Origin of the sequence: Roseitranquillus sediminis (genome assembly GCF_016918935.1) — a bacterium.
Lineage (GTDB): Bacteria > Pseudomonadota > Alphaproteobacteria > Rhodobacterales > Rhodobacteraceae > Roseitranquillus > Roseitranquillus sediminis.
In genome coordinates this window covers 71733-87108 of the sequence record NZ_JAFFOB010000006.1, presented here as the reverse complement: position 1 = coordinate 87108, position 15376 = coordinate 71733, and the positions used below count along the sequence as shown (strand labels likewise).

At 70.2% G+C, this 15376-nt stretch carries 16 protein-coding genes; 4 read left to right on the top strand and 12 right to left on the bottom strand.

All coding sequences use genetic code 11. The features are described from left to right. Positions 1–28 precede the first annotated feature (28 nt). Complete coding sequence (locus JM664_RS03135; protein ID WP_227418446.1) at positions 29–1186, bottom strand: phosphoserine transaminase; 1158 nt, start codon at positions 1184–1186, stop codon at positions 29–31. 229 nt (positions 1187–1415) lie between these two features. Here JM664_RS03135 and JM664_RS03130 point away from each other — a divergent pair, with 229 nt between their 5' ends. After that, positions 1416–2060, top strand: coding sequence for a PRC-barrel domain-containing protein (locus JM664_RS03130; protein WP_227418445.1), 645 nt, complete (start codon positions 1416–1418; stop codon positions 2058–2060). Here JM664_RS03130 and JM664_RS03125 read toward each other — a convergent pair. The 6 genes from JM664_RS03125 to JM664_RS03100 form a co-directional block, all read right to left on the bottom strand. After that, positions 2057–2812 carry a gamma-glutamyl-gamma-aminobutyrate hydrolase family protein gene (locus JM664_RS03125; protein ID WP_227418444.1) on the bottom strand — a complete coding sequence of 252 codons (756 nt, stop codon included), beginning with the start codon at positions 2810–2812 and terminating at the stop codon, positions 2057–2059. The two genes, JM664_RS03130 and JM664_RS03125, sit on opposite strands and share 4 nt — an antisense overlap. Further along, the gene (locus tag JM664_RS03120) at positions 2809–3792 is read right to left on the bottom strand and encodes an amidoligase family protein (RefSeq protein WP_227418443.1); all 984 of its coding nucleotides are present in this window, start codon (positions 3790–3792) and stop codon (positions 2809–2811) included. The genes JM664_RS03125 and JM664_RS03120 overlap by 4 nt, the downstream gene beginning before the upstream one ends. 58 nt (positions 3793–3850) lie before the next feature. After that, complete coding sequence (locus JM664_RS03115) at positions 3851–5419, bottom strand: phospholipase D-like domain-containing protein (protein ID WP_227418442.1); 1569 nt, start codon at positions 5417–5419, stop codon at positions 3851–3853. Between the two features lie 107 nt (positions 5420–5526). Continuing rightward, complete coding sequence (locus tag JM664_RS03110) at positions 5527–6024, bottom strand: Dps family protein (protein WP_227418441.1); 498 nt, start codon at positions 6022–6024, stop codon at positions 5527–5529. 74 nt (positions 6025–6098) lie between these two features. Further along, positions 6099–6263 (bottom strand): DUF1328 domain-containing protein, encoded by a 165-nt coding sequence (locus JM664_RS03105; protein ID WP_227418440.1) that lies wholly within the window; start codon positions 6261–6263, stop codon positions 6099–6101. Between the two features lie 70 nt (positions 6264–6333). Continuing rightward, positions 6334–7338 carry a DNA topoisomerase IB gene (locus JM664_RS03100; RefSeq protein WP_227418439.1) on the bottom strand — a complete coding sequence of 335 codons (1005 nt, stop codon included), beginning with the start codon at positions 7336–7338 and terminating at the stop codon, positions 6334–6336. Positions 7339–7556: 218 nt separating this feature from the next. Between JM664_RS03100 and JM664_RS03095 the strand changes: the two genes are divergently transcribed. After that, the gene (locus JM664_RS03095; RefSeq protein ID WP_227418438.1) at positions 7557–9263 is read left to right on the top strand and encodes an ABC transporter permease; all 1707 of its coding nucleotides are present in this window, start codon (positions 7557–7559) and stop codon (positions 9261–9263) included. Positions 9264–9290: 27 nt separating this feature from the next. Here JM664_RS03095 and JM664_RS03090 read toward each other — a convergent pair whose 3' ends face one another. Beyond that, complete coding sequence (locus tag JM664_RS03090; RefSeq protein WP_406675765.1) at positions 9291–10304, bottom strand: extracellular solute-binding protein; 1014 nt, start codon at positions 10302–10304, stop codon at positions 9291–9293. Between the two features lie 425 nt (positions 10305–10729). Between JM664_RS03090 and JM664_RS03085 the strand changes: the two genes are divergently transcribed. After that, complete coding sequence (locus JM664_RS03085) at positions 10730–11131, top strand: iron chelate uptake ABC transporter family permease subunit (RefSeq protein WP_406675763.1); 402 nt, start codon at positions 10730–10732, stop codon at positions 11129–11131. Continuing rightward, a complete protein-coding gene (locus JM664_RS18955) occupies positions 11128–11289 on the top strand; it encodes an ATP-binding cassette domain-containing protein (protein WP_406675762.1) in 162 nt (53 codons plus the stop codon). The genes JM664_RS03085 and JM664_RS18955 overlap by 4 nt, the downstream gene beginning before the upstream one ends. 37 nt (positions 11290–11326) lie before the next feature. Here JM664_RS18955 and JM664_RS18950 read toward each other — a convergent pair whose 3' ends face one another. From JM664_RS18950 to JM664_RS03065, 4 genes are all read right to left on the bottom strand, one after another. Then, on the bottom strand, positions 11327–11551 hold the full coding sequence (locus JM664_RS18950; RefSeq protein ID WP_406675761.1) for a hypothetical protein: 225 nt from the start codon (positions 11549–11551) through the stop codon (positions 11327–11329). 144 nt (positions 11552–11695) lie between these two features. Continuing rightward, positions 11696–12655 carry an NAD(P)-dependent oxidoreductase gene (locus JM664_RS03075; protein WP_227418437.1) on the bottom strand — a complete coding sequence of 320 codons (960 nt, stop codon included), beginning with the start codon at positions 12653–12655 and terminating at the stop codon, positions 11696–11698. Between the two features lie 5 nt (positions 12656–12660). Next, positions 12661–13806 carry a mandelate racemase/muconate lactonizing enzyme family protein gene (locus tag JM664_RS03070; protein WP_227418436.1) on the bottom strand — a complete coding sequence of 382 codons (1146 nt, stop codon included), beginning with the start codon at positions 13804–13806 and terminating at the stop codon, positions 12661–12663. A gap of 33 nt (positions 13807–13839) precedes the next feature. After that, positions 13840–15369, bottom strand: coding sequence for a tripartite tricarboxylate transporter permease (locus JM664_RS03065; RefSeq protein WP_227418492.1), 1530 nt, complete (start codon positions 15367–15369; stop codon positions 13840–13842). Between the last annotated feature and the right edge of the window lie 7 nt (positions 15370–15376).

Genomic DNA, 15376 nt, shown 5'->3' with positions numbered 1-15376 from the left:
TGCAAGTTCTTGCAAGACCTGGGGCCGTTCAGGCGGCCTTGGACAAGGCCTCGAGCTCGGCCTCGAACGCCCATTCGAGCCACGGCATCAGCGCCTCGAGATCGCTCGTCTCGACCGTGGCGCCGCACCAGATGCGAAGGCCCGGCGGCGCGTCGCGATAGGCACCGACGTCATAGGCGACGCCCTCGGCCTCGAGCCGCTTCGCGACCGCCTTGGCGAAGGCCGCGCCGTCGGCGATGCGCGCGTCGGTGAACTTGAGGCAGACCGAGGTGTTCGAGCGGATCGCCGCGTCCTCGGCGAGGAAGTCGATCCAGTCGTGGTACTGCACGAACCGGTCGATGACGGCGGTGTTGGCATCGGCGCGGGCGATCAGCCCCTCGAGGCCGCCGACCGAGCGGGCCCAGGCGAGCGCCTGCAGGTAGTCTTCGACGCAGAGCATCGACGGCGTGTTGATCGTCTCGCCCCTGAAGATGCCTTCGATAAGCTTGCCGCCCTTGGTCAGGCGGAAGATCTTGGGCAGCGGCCAGGCGGGCGTGTAGCTCTCCAGCCGCTCGACCGCGCGGGGGCTCAGGATCAGCATCCCGTGGGCCGCCTCGCCGCCCAGCACCTTTTGCCAGGAGAAGGTGACGACATCGAGCTTGTCCCAGGGCAGCTCCTGCGCGAAGGCCGCGCTGGTGGCGTCGCAGATCGTGAGGCCCTGGCGGTCGGCCGGGATCGCGTCGCCGTTCGGCACGCGCACGCCGGAGGTCGTGCCGTTCCAGGTGAAGACGACGTCGGCGTTCCAGTCGACCTCGGCGAGGTCGACGATCTGCCCGTAGTCCGCCTCGCGCACCGTCGCGTCGAGCTTGAGCTGCTTGACGGCGTCGGTGATCCAGCCCGCGCCGAAGCTCTCCCACGCCAGCATCTCGACCGGGCGCTGGCCGAGGAGCGACCACATCGCCATCTCGACCGCGCCGGTGTCCGAGGCGGGAACGATGCCGATGCGATAGTCGTCCGGCACGCCAAGCACCGCGCGCGTCTCGTCGATCGCCTGCTTCAGCTTCGCCTTGCCGACGCCGGCGCGGTGCGAGCGGCCGAGCGGCGCATCCGAGAGAGAGTCGAGCGTGAAGGTGGGGGGCTTGGCGCAGGGGCCGGAGGAAAAGCGCGGATTGCCCGGCCGCGCGGCCGGTTTCGTCGGGTTCGTCATGGTATCCTTACAGATATTCGCCCCTCGTTGGGGAGGGGTGTCCCGCGGCTGCCTCTAAGGAACAGCCGCGGGAAAGGCAATAGCAGGCGCGCTTCTCGCGAAGGGATCGGGGGCGACCGGCTTGCCGCGCGCAGAGGGGTTGGTAACGTGGCGCTCCTGCCCGGTCGCGCGGGGCGGCGCAGGAACCTGCGGGCCGGCGCCCGGGTTTCCCACCGGCAAGGGAGCGGCGATGATCACGATCAAGAACCTCTTGGGCCGCAAGGCGGTGGCGAAGTCGAACGGCGACGCGATGCGCGTGACCGAAATCTTCTTTCACGAGAGGACCGGGCATCTGCGCTACGTCGCGCTCGCCACCGGGTCGGTGTTCAAGCGCAAGGAGATCCTCGTCGCGATCGGTCGGTTCTCGCCGCCCGCCGATGACGAGGCGACGTGGGAGGTGGCGGTCGACGCCGACGAGATCGAGAGCGCGCCGGTGTGGCGGCACGAGCCGGAGCGGCCGCCGCTGGCGCTGGAAGCCTGGCCGCCGATCATCACCGGGCCGTTCGGATACACGACCTCGCCGCTCCTGATGTACGCGGCCTACGCAGATGCAGGTGGAGAGGCTGAAGAGCCGACGCCGCCGGAGCCGGCCGATCCGCGGATGAACCGGCTCGAGCGGGCGACACGCCGGATCGGCGGCGAGGTGTTCGGCGAGGACGGCCTGCTCGGCCGGCTCGACGACCTGGCGATCGACCCGCAGACGCTGACCATCAACGCTTTCCTGGTCAACGGGCGGCGGGTGCCGTGGAGCGCGCTGCACCACATGCCCGAAGAGGGAGAATACACGGTGCTCGACCTCGACCGGGCGCGCCTCGGAGCGCTGCCTGAGGTCTAGTCGAGCACCGCGCGGCCGGCGGCGAGATTGTCCGCCGCGCGTGACACCGCGCCGACCTGCGAGCGATGCTCGTGCGCCGCCGCCGCCGCGGCGACGAGCCCGGCGAAGATAGCGCGCTGGCGCCGTGCGTAGAACAGGTGCTCGGGGTGCCACTGCACGCCCAGCGCGAAGGGGTCACGCTCGCGCTCCACCGCCTGGATCATGCCGCCCGTGTCGCGCGCGGCGACGCGCATCCCGCGCCCCAGCCGGTCGACCGCCTGGCTGTGCAGGGCGTTGATCTTCATCGGCTTGCCGCCTGTCAGCCCGATCAGCCGGGTGCCGGGCTCGAGGCATACGGTCTTGCGCGGCAGGATTGTCCAGTAGCGCCGAGAGGCGGTGTAGACGCCGTAGGCGTCCTGGTGCAGCGAGCCGCCGAGGGCCACGTTCATCATCTGGCTGCCGCGGCAGATCCCGAGGATCGGCTTGTTCTGGTCGAACGCCTCGCAGACGAGCCGCCGCTCCAGCGCGTCGCGGTCGGGGTCGAGCCGGGCGGAGGTAACGATCCGGCCGCCGTAGAGGTCGGGCGAGATGTCGTCGCCGCCGCCGATGATGATGCCGTCGACCTGCGCCATGTCGGCGTCGCGCCCCGCGACCCAGCGCACCGCGCGCCCGCCGGCGAGCCACACGTTGAACCGGACCAGCGGAAAGATCCGCCAGCCGGAGCGGCGCGAGGTGGTGACGCCGATCACCGGGCGCGTCGCGTGCCGCCTCATCGCCCAGGCTCGGGCAGGGCTTCGGTCAGGATCGCGTCGACCTGCTCGCACCAGGCGTGGCGCGCGGCGGGCGTGTCGTGCCGCGCCCATTCGTCGGCGAGGTGCGCGAGCAGGTCGGGTCGCGCGGCCACCCGCTCGACCATGACCCAGCGGTTCCACTCGTAGGCGATGGTCCAGTCCGCCTCGTCCACCCGGCTGTCGGGAAGGCGGTAGTGCCAAGCGGGGCGCGGCGCGACCGCGGCGAGATTGTGCGCCGCCGACGCCACCTGCGCGGGCCGGAGATGGCGGAAGAGCGGCAGCATGTCGAGCGCCCGGTTCCGCGACGGCGTCAGCCGCAGGTAGAGCGCGACCAGCGCGTCCATCTCCGCGCCGGGCGGCAGCGCCAGGAGCTCGCGCACGAAGCGGCGCGGATAGGCATCGGTGAAGGGCATCAGCCGCCGGGAGGCGTTCATCGGGTCAGCCAGCCGCAGCCAGTCCTCAATGAGCGCAAAGGCGGTCAGCACGGGCCGCACGCTTTCGACCCGCTCCGAGGCGACCTCGACGTTGAGGTGCATCCCGAAGCTGAGGAGCGGCCCGCGCCGGCTGCCGATCGCGCCGGCGTCACGCAGGGCCTCACGCAGGGCGTCGAGTTCGGGGAGCCGGGTGGCCGGCAGGGGCTCGGTGGTCAGCTCGACCGGGATCACCTCGCGCCCGAACTCAAGTCCCAGATGGCCAAGGCCTTTGCCGCGCCCCTTGCGGAAGGCGGTGTCGAGGAAGCAGCGGATCTCGCCCAGCGCAGTACCGCTCACGATCACCTCGAAGGGTCCGGCGTCGGCCACCTCTCCGCCGAGCTGGCGCTGGACCAGTGCCCCGACGTCGCGTTCGGTGAGACCGGCGAACTCGATCTCGACCCCGACGCGGCGCGCCTTGCCGCTGTCGTTCCGGCCGTTCGGCAAGGGGAGGAAGCGGTCGCGCGGGACGCTGTCGCTGAGGCGGCTCATGGTCCGTGGCCAACGCCGCCGCCACAAGCGGGTTCCGGAGCCGAGCCGCCCTTCCGCCTCAGACGATCTCGTCGGGAACGGCGGGCAGGTCGCGGCCGAAGCGGTCCGCCGGCGTCGGGTCGTAGGGCAGGACGAAGCCGCGACGCTCCTCCGGCGGCTTGTAGAGGTTGTCGACCGCCAGCCGGCGCCAGCTTTCGAGCGCCGTCTCCGCGTCGTAGAACTCGGGGCCGGAGCCCTCCGGCAGCCAGTGCTCGAAGCAGCGCCGCCTGAGGTGCCGCACGTCGGCGGGGCGCGTCAGCTCCAGCCCCAGCTCGGTGTCCCAGTAGAGGCTGCGCCCGTTGAGATTGGCCGACGAGACGATTGCCGCGTCGTCGTCGAACACCGAGACCTTGGAGTGGACATAGATGATCGGGCCGCCCCAGAGCGCGTCGCGCCCCTCGCTGAAGTAACGCCGCGGCTGCACTGGCGCGCCTATGAACACGCGTGACCCGTAGGCGCTTCGCAGCATCCTGAGGCAGCGCGCCTGGAGGAACTCGCCCAGTCGCACGTCGGCGCGCCGCAGCTTGTTGAAGGCGAGGTCATCGGGCGCGGCGGGAATGATCAGGATGAGGTTCAGATCGGGGTTCTTGCGCGCGGCGCGGGCGAGGCGCTGCGCCGTCCTGAGGTCGCGCAGGAACTGGGTCTCGATGTAGATGAGCTTGCGCGACGTCGCGATCCGCCGCCGGTGGGCCATGCTGATCTCGCGCACCAGCCGGTGCGGCGACAGGAAGAAGCCGGTGCGCCGCCGCCGCGAGAGTGTCCGCAGGAGGCCTGGCGTGCGCGGCGGCGCCATCATCCCGCCCGTGACCCGCTGCAGCGACAGGATGTGCTCGACGGCGGCGCGGGCGCGCCCCGGATCGTCGAGGAAGATCTGGACGTCGTGCCAGGTCTCGTCCGCCGGCTGGCGGTGTTCCTTGGTGTCCCACCGCCGCTCGTTGAGATCGAGGCCGCCGAGCGTGATCCGCTTGCGGTCGAAGACGGCGACCTTCTGGTGGTGCGACGCCGGGATCAGGCGCGGAAAACCGTAGGCGGGCCGCGGTCCCTTGTCCGTCTGGCGGATGTAGGGGGCGAGGCAGGGCATGTCCCGCAGGGCCGTCCGCAGTAGCTCGGGGCTCAGCCGCGCGAGCTCCCTGGCGCGCCGCTGCAGCTCGCGCACGAGCCGGGGGTAGAGCACGAGGGTCGGGAGGAGACCGACCCGAGCCGGATGCGCCGCCGCGACGAGTCGCAGGCGCGCGGCATCCGGTCCCGCCAGCTCGGCAACCGCGCTCAGCTCGCGGATCGACCGCCATGTGCACTGGTGCAGGCTCGACGCTGCGATGGCGTCGAAGTCGGTGATGTAGAGGGTGATCTCCACGCCGCTGCGGAGGACGTGCTCGATCAGGTCGCGCCACGTCTCGCCGATCGCGCGGCCCTCGGGCGAGCGCAGGCGGGTGGAGGGGTCGAAGATGCGGAAGCTCGCGACGATCTCCTCACGAGCCGAGAGGAAGTGGCGCTCGTACTCCGGAAAGGCTTCCTCCGCCGTGATGCAGAGGCGGTAGCTCAGCCACTCCTCGCCGATCTGCTTCCGTTTCGCCTCCAGACTCGCCACTGATCCTCCCTCCGACCGCGCTGTGCGGCAGCATCACCCTATCCCAAACGACTGAGGCCCCGCCACGCGGCGAGGCCCCAACCCGGCACACAGACACTCGTTACTCGCTACTGCGCTGCGATCGCTCGCAGCATCCATGCGGCCTTCTCGTGGAAGGCCGATCTCTCAACGGCGAGGTCGGCGGTGACGTCGTCACGCTCGTCCTCGGACAGCTTGATCAGCGCGTGGAGGCGATGCGCCACCCGCTCGTGGTCGCGAGCGAGGTCCTCGACCATCCGCCCGGCGCTCGGCATCTCGGTCGGGTCCTCGATGACCGAGCGCTCCACGATCTCGGCCATGCGGATCGGCGCGAGGTGCCCGAGAGCGCGGATCCGCTCGGCCAGCTCGTCGGCCGCGGCGAACATGTCCTCGTACTGCTCCTCGGTCAGCTTGTGGATCGAGTAGAAGAGCGGACCCTCCACATTCCAGTGGTAGCCGTGCGTCTTGAAGAGCAGGCGGTAGGTGTCTGCCAGAACGTTCGCGAGGCCGGTCGCGATGCCGGCCGTTGCCGTTACGCCGGTGCGAACCTCGTCCTCGCTCGGCACGACCTTCAAACTGTCGGTCATCTGTCCCCCGAATTCGCTCGGCAGCACAACGGCGGCAGGCGGGATCGGTTCCCGCCGGGATGCATGACGCTGCGTCACCACCTGCCGCGCACGATCCCGACCACCATCAGCACGACAAACACCACGATGAAGAGGAAGAACCCCAGAAGCGCGATGGGCGCAAAGGCGGGCGCGAGGCCGCCGAATGCCAGTGGTGCCACCGCGAAGGCCAGCACCAGGAAGATCATCGCGCGTCGCATGAGATCGCCTCCGACGCCTTGGTGGCTCACTGGCGCAACGTGCCCCGCCTGCTCGGGTTCCGGCCGCCCCTCAGCCGCCGAGGAACGCCAGCAGCGCCCCCTCGGCCTTGCGCAACCCGCTGACGGGACTGGGGCGCTCGCCCAGTTCCCGGCGGGTCTCGGGGTCGACGTCGGAGAGCGCGATCACCTGGGGGTGGATGTAGCTGTTGCGCGCGATGGTCGGCGTGTTGGCCAGCCGCTCCGCCGCGGCCTGCGACATCGCCTTGATCGAGGCCTTGTCGGAGCGCACCGCCACCTCGAAGGCGCAGACCGTCCCGGCCCAGGTGCGGAAGGTCTTGGCCGTCGCCTCCTCCTCGCCGACGATGCGGGCGATGTAGTCGTTGACGTCCTCGGAGCTGACGGCGTGGCTCTCGCCGCGCCGGTCGATCCAGCTCATCAGCGCCTTGCCCGGCAGGTCGTCGAGCGCGTGGAAGACCTTGTTGAGCCGCTTGTCTCGCAGCGTCCGGTTCACCTTGCGCCCGCCCTTGGCGGGGTAGTTCAGGCGGATCTCGCCCTCGCCCAGCGCGACGTGGCGCGAAGTCAGCGTCGTCGCGCCGTAGGTGCCGTTCTCCACGACGTTCTCCGGGTGGCCGATCCGGAGCGCCGCGCGGTCGAGCAGCGCCACGACCGCGGCGATGGCGAAGGTCTTTTCGCCGGCCTCGCCCGACAGGTCCTCGTTGATGTGCCGGCGCAGGCGGGGCAGCGCCCGGCCGAAGTCGGCGAGGTTGTCGAACTTGCGCCGTGCGCGCCACTCGGTCCATTCGGGGTGGTAGCGGTATTGCTTGCGCTCCCGCGCGTCGAAGCCCGTCGCCTGGAGATGTCCGTTGCGGCGCGGCGACATCCAGACGTCGCGGTAGGCGGGCGGCACCGCCATCGACTCGAGGCGCCGGCGCTCCTTCACGTCGTCAATGCGGGTGCCGTCGGGCGCCACATAGGAGAAGCCCCGGCCGCAGCGCCGGCGAGTGATGCCGGGTCGGTCGTCGGGGTAGTAGACCAGCCGGGAAGCGGAGTCGCGCAAGGCGTCGATCGGTGACATGACCGGCAAACACGACTCTGCCGGGCGGGTTCCTGCGCCGCGATCACGAATGCCGCAGTAGGCGGCGGGGCTGCGGCGGGAGGCTTGAGGCGGCCCGTGAGAAAGGTGCCGGTCAGGCACATCGGGAGTCGCGACAGGCGGCGCGCTTGGGTATACGACCCGGCGTCCGGGCGAGGGAGCGAGTGGGGCACCGGGCCGGAGGGCAGCGGAAGGATGCGATGACGATCGAGAGCGACGCACGGCAGACGCAGTTCAAGCCGCTCGGCGTTCCCGCGCCGCGGGGGCGGAGCGCGTTCGACTGGATTGCCGTCTTGGCCATCGCGATCGCGTGCATCTGCGCGCTGCCCGGCATCGCGGTGATCGCCGCCGCGCTGTCGAGTTCGCTCGACACGCTCCGCCACCTCGCGGACACGGTGCTCTGGCGTTACACCCGGACGACGCTGATCCTGGTGGCGGCGACCGGCGCGGGCACCATCCTGATCGGCGTGACGGCGGCGTGGCTGGTCGTGATGACCGAGTTCCCGGGCCGCCGGGCGCTGGAGGTGGCGCTGGTGATCCCGTTCGCGTTCCCGGCCTACGTGCTGGCCTATGCCTATACCGACATCCTCGACCATCCCGGGATCGTGCAGAGCACGCTGCGAAACGTGATGGGATGGGGACCGCGAGACTACTGGTTCCCCGAGATCCGCTCGCTCGGCGGCGCGGCGGCGATGCTGACGCTGGTGCTCTATCCTTACGTCTACCTGATCGCGCGCGCGGTGTTCATGACGCAGAGCTCGGTGCCGTTCTTCGCCGCGCGGGCGCTTGGACACTCGCCGCTGAGGGCGTTCCTCGGCGTTTCGCTGCCGATGGCGCGGCCGGCGATCGCGGCGGGCGTGCTGCTGGTCGCGATGGAGACGATCGCCGATTTCGGCGCGGTGGCTCATTTCGGAGTGCAGACCTTCGCGACCGGCATCTACACGAGCTGGTTCGCGATGGCCGACCGGGCGGCGGCGGCGCAGCTCTCGCTGGGGCTCCTCGCCTTCGCGCTGATGCTCGCCATGCTCGAGCGCGTCAGCCGCAGCCGGGCGCGCTTCTTTGCCGGGCAGCGCTCGCAGCCGATGCCGCGGCTCGGGCTGCGCGGCGCGCGGGGCTGGGCGGCGACGTCGTTCTGCGCGGTGCCGGTCATCTTTGGCGTCGTGCTGCCGGTGATCGCCTTGGCGGCGATGGCCGTCGACTCGCAACAGGACATCCTCAGCGCGCGGTACCTGCGCTTCGTGCAGAACACCCTGACCCTCGCGTTCGTGGCCTCGGCCGTGACGGTCGGCGCGGCGATCGTGCTCGGGACGTACCAGCGGCTGCGTCCCGGCCGCGTCTCGGGTGCCTCGCTCTACGTCGCGCGCCTCGGCTACGCGGTGCCGGGCGGCGTCATCGCGGTGGGGCTGCTGGTGCCGCTGGCGGGATTCGACAACGCCCTCGACGCCTGGATGCGCGAAAGCTTCGGGGTATCGACCGGCCTCCTGCTCACCGGGTCGATCGCGGCGCTGGTGGCGGCCTACATGATCCGCTTTCTCGCCGCCGCGATCGGCGGATACGAGAGCGGGGCGGCCGGCATCAGCCCGAGCATCGACTCGGCGGCACGGGTGCTCGGCGCCAACGCCTGGGGCATGGTCCGGAGGGTGCACGTGCCGATCCTGAGCCCCAGCCTCTGGACCGCCGCGCTCATCGTCTTCGTCGATGTGACCAAGGAACTGCCGGCGACGCTGATCATGCGGCCGTTCAACTTCGACACGCTGGCGGTGCAGGCGCATCGCCTCGCGGCCGACGAGCGGCTGAACGGGGCGGCGGTGCCAAGCCTCGTGATCGCCGCGGTGGGGCTGGTGCCGGTCATCCTTCTCTGCCGGCGCATGGCGCGGGGCAGCGGGTTCGGCGGGGCGCGGTCCTGATCCGCGCCCCGGCTTCGTCAGGCGAGATTACTCCCAGCCGACCTCGTTGAAGATCTGCTGCGCGGTCGCGAGGTGCTCGGCCACCGCCGCGAGATCGACGTCGTCGGCCGTGAACTCGCCCAGCTGGTCCACCGCCTCGGTCGTCTCGACATCGGCCACTGCGGGGTACTCGTTGTTGCCCGCCGCGAAGTACTGCTGCGCGCTGTCCGAGGCGAGGTACTCGAGGAACGCCACCGCGTTCTCACGGTTCGGCGCGTTCACGGCGACGCCGCCGCCGGAGAGGTTCATGTGCGCGCCGGTCGTGTCCTGGTTGGGGAACACCCAGCCGATCTGGTCGATGCCATCGCTCACGCCGTCGACCTGCTCCGCGATCGCGCGGGCGAAGTAGTAGGTGTTGGAGACCGCGATGTCGCACTCGCCCGAGACGATGCCGCGAAGCTGGTCGGTGTCGCCGCCCTGCGGGTCGCGCGCCATGTTCTCTACGACGCCCTGCGCCCATTCGCGCGCGGCCTCCTCGCCCTGGTTCTCGATGATCGAGGCGAGCAGCGTCTGGTTGTAGGTGTTTGTCGAGGAGCGGATGCAGATCATGCCCTCGTAGGCGTCGTCCGCCAGAGCGGCGTAGGTCTGCGGCGGGTTCTCGACGTCGTTCTTGTCGTAGAAGATGATCCGGCTGCGGAGCGAGAAACCGAACCACTCGTTGTCTTCGCCCTGGTACTGCGCCGGGATGCGCTCCTCGAGCACCTCCGACTCGACGCTCTGCAGGAGGCCTGCCTCCGAGGCGCGGTGCAGGCGCGAGGTATCGACCGTGATGAAGACGTCTGCGGGCGAGTTCGCGCCCTCGGCCTCCATCCGCGCCATCAGCTCGTCGGCGTCACCCTCGATCCGGTTGATGGTGATGCCGGTCTGCTCGGTGAAGTCCGAGTAGAGCTGCTCGTCCGTGTCGTAGTGGCGCGAGGAATAGAGATTGAGCTCGCCTTCCTGCGCGATCGCCGGCCAAGCGGATGCCACCGCGATGGCCGCGGTCGCGGCCGTCGTCATCATCGCTCTCGAAACGTTCATGCATGTCTCCCTGATTTGAACGCCTTAGTGTTTTCGTCACCTAAAGGAGTGTGCGCCCGGCGCAAGCAAATCCGACAAAGTCAGTCTGATATTTTTTTCTCGGTCGGTTCAAGCTCCCACCTAGGACGCATGGCGGTGAGCGTTCGCGCTCCTCCAACCAGCTCGAGCCGCTCGCCGGACGCGTGGCGGCTTCTCTGGGCGGGGCCGGCGCGTGCGCGGGAGAGCCGGGACGCGGCCGCAGCTCCGCGCGGGCGCGCATCGAGGCGCAGCTCCGGTCGTCGGCGAGCTCTATCGGCCGCGCGCGAGGCGGGCGACGCTCCGTTTCCGCGAAGGTTGACGGTCGAGTCCGGCTGGCGCTGCTCGCCTTCCTGCTCGTCGTTGTGCCGGTCCTCTAGATTACACTTGGCGTGCGCGGCAGCTGGGGCCTTGTGCTGGGCTATCGCGGCACGGAGCTCGTCGCCGTCTCCGCCCTCGTCTGCGCCATCATCCTCTGGGCGAGGTGGCGTCTGCGCCACCGGCTCGATATCCTGGCGCTCGGGCGCGACCACGCCGTCAGCCTCGGGGTCGCCCATCGCCGCTCAACCCTGCTGGTGCTGGTCCTCGTCGCCGCGCTGGCCTCCGTCTCGAACGCGCTCGTCGGGCCCGCCATGTTCTTCGGCCTCCTTGTCACCGCGCTCGCGCACCGGCTGATGCGGACCCACCGCCATCCGAGTCCTGCTGCCAGCGTCGGCGCTGATCGCGGCAAATCCCTCGTCGGCGGGGAGCACATCCTCTCCGACATCAGCCTGACGATCTCTAGGGCGGGGTGACCGCGCTGATCGGCCCGAACGGCGCGGGCAAGTCGACGCTGCTGGCGCTGATGGCGCGGCTCGAGCGGCTACAGGCGGGCGCGCTCCGCTTCGGCGGGCTCGACGCGACGCGGACGCCGACGCGCCGGCGATCCTGCGCCAGGACACCGCGGTGGTGACGCGCCTCAGGGTGCGCGAGCTCCTGGGCTTCGGCCGCTAACCGCACCTTTGCGCAGGTACCTGCTGCTCGACGAGCCACTCAACGACCTGGACGTGACCCACGCCCGAGCGCTGATGTGCCGCCTGCGCGACATGGCCGGCCGCGAGGACCGGACGGTCGTCGTGGTGCTGCACGAGATCAGCTACGCGGCCGCCCACGCCGATCGGATCGTCGCGATGAAGGACGGCCGCGTCGCCTGGAGCGCCGACGGACGAAGCCATCACGCCCGAGCGCATCGCCGCCGTGTTCGACGCGCCGGTCGCAGCGCACCAAGTCGACGGGCGCCCCTTCGTGCTGCACCACGCCTGATATGGCGGGAGCCGATCGCGCAGGCGACTCCTTGGTCCGCGGGTGTCGGCGTCGCCTCAGCAGACCCGGTCGGAAGGCCGCCGTCCGGCGAAGTGCGCCCGCAGCGTCTCGATCAGGTGCGCGCCCTTGGCCGCGCGGGCCTGCAGGCTTGCGCCAGCATAGTGTGGCGTCAGGATGACGTTCTCGAGCGCGCGGAGCCGCGCCGGGACGTGGGGTTCGGTGGCGAAGACATCGAGGGCGGCGAAGCCGAGCGCGCCGGTCTCGAGCGCGGTGCAGAGCGCCTCTTCGTCGACAACGGAGCCGCGCCCGACATTGACGACGATGCCGGCGGGCCCCAGCGCGCCGAGCACCTCGGCGTCGACGGCGTTCCGCGTCTCCGGGCCGCCGGGCAGCGCGATGATGAGCGCGTCGCACGCGCCTGCGAGTGACAGGAGGCTTGCGTGGTAGCGGGCGTCGAGGCCGGCCGGCGCATGTCGGGCATGGCAGTGGGGCTCGATCCCGAAGGCGGTGAGGCGCGACAGGATCGCGCGTCCGACGGGACCGGTGCCGGCGACGCCGACGGGCAGGCCCGACAGCCCGCTGACGGGGGGAGGCTGCCCCAGCCGTGGCCATGCGCCGGACCGGACGAGCCGGTCGAGGGCGGGCAGCCGCTTCAGCGCGGCGAGGAGCAGCATCACGGTGGTGTCCGCGACCTCACCGGCGCTGACGCCGGGTGCGTGAACCACGGCCACGCCCAACCTCCGCGCAGCGTCCAAGTCGACGTTCTCGTAACCCGCAGCGAACGTCGCGACGAGGCGCGCGTTCGGGCAGGCGGCGAGCAGCAGGGCGTCGACTTGGGTGTAGCCGACGATGGCGCCGATCCTCGCCCCCTCGCGCCCGAGAAGCGCATCGCGCTCCGTCCCCGGCGCGTGGCTCTCGACGAGGGGCCACTCCGCCGCAAGCCGCTCCCGCAGGTCGTCCGCCACCGGGACGAGGAGCAGGACGGCCGCGCCGTCCGTCTCGCGCTGCCTCGGCACGCCGGCTACGCGAGCCGCTTCCACGGCCCGGCATTGCCCTCGGACCAGCCGAACCGGGCGAGCTTGTCCTCGTCGAAATCGAAGCCGAAGCCGGGCCGGTCGGACAGGACGAGATCGCCGTTTTCGAGCTCGAGCTGGTGGTCGATTATGTTGCGGAAGTTGACGATGGAATCGTCTGGCATGAACTCGACGTAGCTCGCGTTCTCGCATGCCGCGACGAGATGTGCATGGACGTCGTGCCACGCGTGCGGCGCCATTGTCAGCCCATGGCTGGCGGCGGTGGCGGCGATGCGGCGGAACTCGGTGATCCCGCCGCAGACGATCGCGTCCGTCTGCAGGATCGTGGCCGCGCCGCGAGCGGCGAGGTCCTTGAACCGCCAGCGCCCCGCCTCAATCTCGCCGGTCGCGACCGGGATCCGGGTCGCGGCGGCGAGGCGGACATGGTTGTCGATGTCGTCCGGGCTGAAGGGCTCCTCGATCCAGTAGGGATCGAACTGCTCGAGCCGGGTGATGGTCCGCAGCGCCTCCGGCAGGTCGCGCCAGGCGTTGTTGGCGTCGAGCATCAGGTGGATGTCGGGCCCGATCGCCTCGCGCACGGCCCGGACGCGCGCCTCCTCCTCGGCGGGAGAACGTGCGCCTACCTTCATCTTGACCGCATCGTGCCCCGCCTCGACGAAGCCCTGCATCTCGCGGGCGAGGTCGTCGTTGCTCTTGCCGGCGATGTAGTAGCCGCCGCTGCCGTAGGCCGGGACGCGCCCCATCCGCGACGCCCCCAGGTACTTGTAGAGCGGCAGGCCGACGGAGCGGGCGTTGAGATCCCACAACGCCTGGTCCACGGCACTCAGCGCGCGCATCGTGGCGCCCGCACGCCCGAGGAGGAGCGACTCCTGGTAGAGGTCGCGCCAGATGCCCTCGGTGCGATGCGAATCGTCCCCGATCAATCGTGGCGCGAAGACATCCTCGATCGCGTGGGCGAGCAGTCGGCCGGCGCCGTTCACCGCGTAGCTGAACCCGATCCCGTGGTCGCCGTCGGTTGAGCGGATGCGGACCAGGCAGTACTCGCGCCGGGTGACCGTGCGGGTCGAAAAGACCACCGGCTCGCTGAGCGGGACGCTGGCGACGCATACCTCGACGCTCTCGATCTCGGGCATTTCCGTTCCTTTCTATCTATCTGTGAGCCGCGATCAGCCGGCGTTGTCGAAGCCGTCGTAGCCGCCGGTTCCGCTGCGTCGCCAGGCGATCTCGCGCCGGACGGTGATGACGATCGAGAGGATCGTCAGGATGATGAAGACCACCGAGATCGGGCTCGACAGGAAGTAGCTGAGGAGCGGGACGTCGCGCGCCGAGGCGATCTGCGCCGCGCGCGCGATGTTCTTCTCGGCGAGCGGCCCTAGAATGATGCCGAGGACGACCGGCGGCAGCGGGAAGCGGCCCAGCGTCAAGATGAAGCCAAAGACGCCCATCGCCAGCGCGATCCAGAGATCGGTCGTCGACCCGCGGAAGGTGAAGGCGCCCATCATCGTCAGCACCACGATGGCCGGCGCGAGGATCGAGTTCGGCGTCAGCACCACGCGCGCCAGATAGCGTAGTCCCGTGAAGGCGAAGATCAGGAAGGCGAGGTTCGCCAGGAAGAGGCTGAGGATGAACGGGTAGAGGATGTCCGAGCTCGCCTCGAAGAGGCGCGGGCCCGGGATCAGCCCGTGGATGAGAAGCCCGCCGAGCAGGGCCGCGGTCACGGCATTCCCCGGGATTCCCAGCGTCATCATCGGGATCAGGCTTCCGCCGACGACGCCGTTGTTGGCGGTCTCGGAGGCGAAGACACCCTCCACCGACCCCTTGCCGAACTTTTGAGGCTCCCGCGAAGCCCGCTTCGCCTCGTTGTAGCCGATGAACGAGGCGATGTCGGCCCCTGCCCCGGGCAACGTTCCGATGAAGGTGCCAAGGATGGCCGAGCGTGCCGCGGTCACCTTGTAGCGCAGCGCCGCAGCGGCTCCGGGCCAGAGGCTCCCAACGCTGGTGATCTTGACGCCTCGGTCGCCGCGCGGTTCGATGACGAGCTGAAGCACCTGCGAGATCGAGAAGAGGCCGACCAGCGCGACCACAATCGGGATCCCCTCGTAGAGCGCCGTCGAGCCGCCGGTGAAGCGCAGCGCACCGGTGACCGGGTGCGAGCCGACCACCCCCAGCGAAAGGCCGAGCGCCGCCGAGATTAGGCCCTTGAGCACCGATCCCGCGCCGAGCGCGCCGACGCTGGTCATCGCGAAGATGACGATCCAGAAGAACTCCTGCGAGCCGACCCGCAGGGCCAGCGCCGCGACCAGCGGCGCGCCGAAGAGCAGGACAATGACGCCGACCTGACCGCCGATGAACGATCCGGTGACGGCGGCCCCCAGCGCGGTGCCGGCCTTGCCCTGCTTCGTCAGCGGATAGCCGTCGAGCATCGTCGCGACGGCCGACGGCGTACCGGGCACGTTGATGAGAATCGCCGAGATCGACGCGCCGTAGATCGCCCCGCAATAGACGCCGCCGAGAAAGACGAGCGCCATGGTCGGGTCCATGGTGAAGGTCACCGGGACCAGGAGGGCGATCGAGAGCGTCGCCGAGACGCCGGGCGTCGCGCCGAGAAGTGTGCCGAGCACCGCTCCGGCCGCCACGATGAGCAGCATCGCCGGGCTGAAGACGATCGGTAGAGCTGCGATGATGTCGCTGTACATCAAGTGG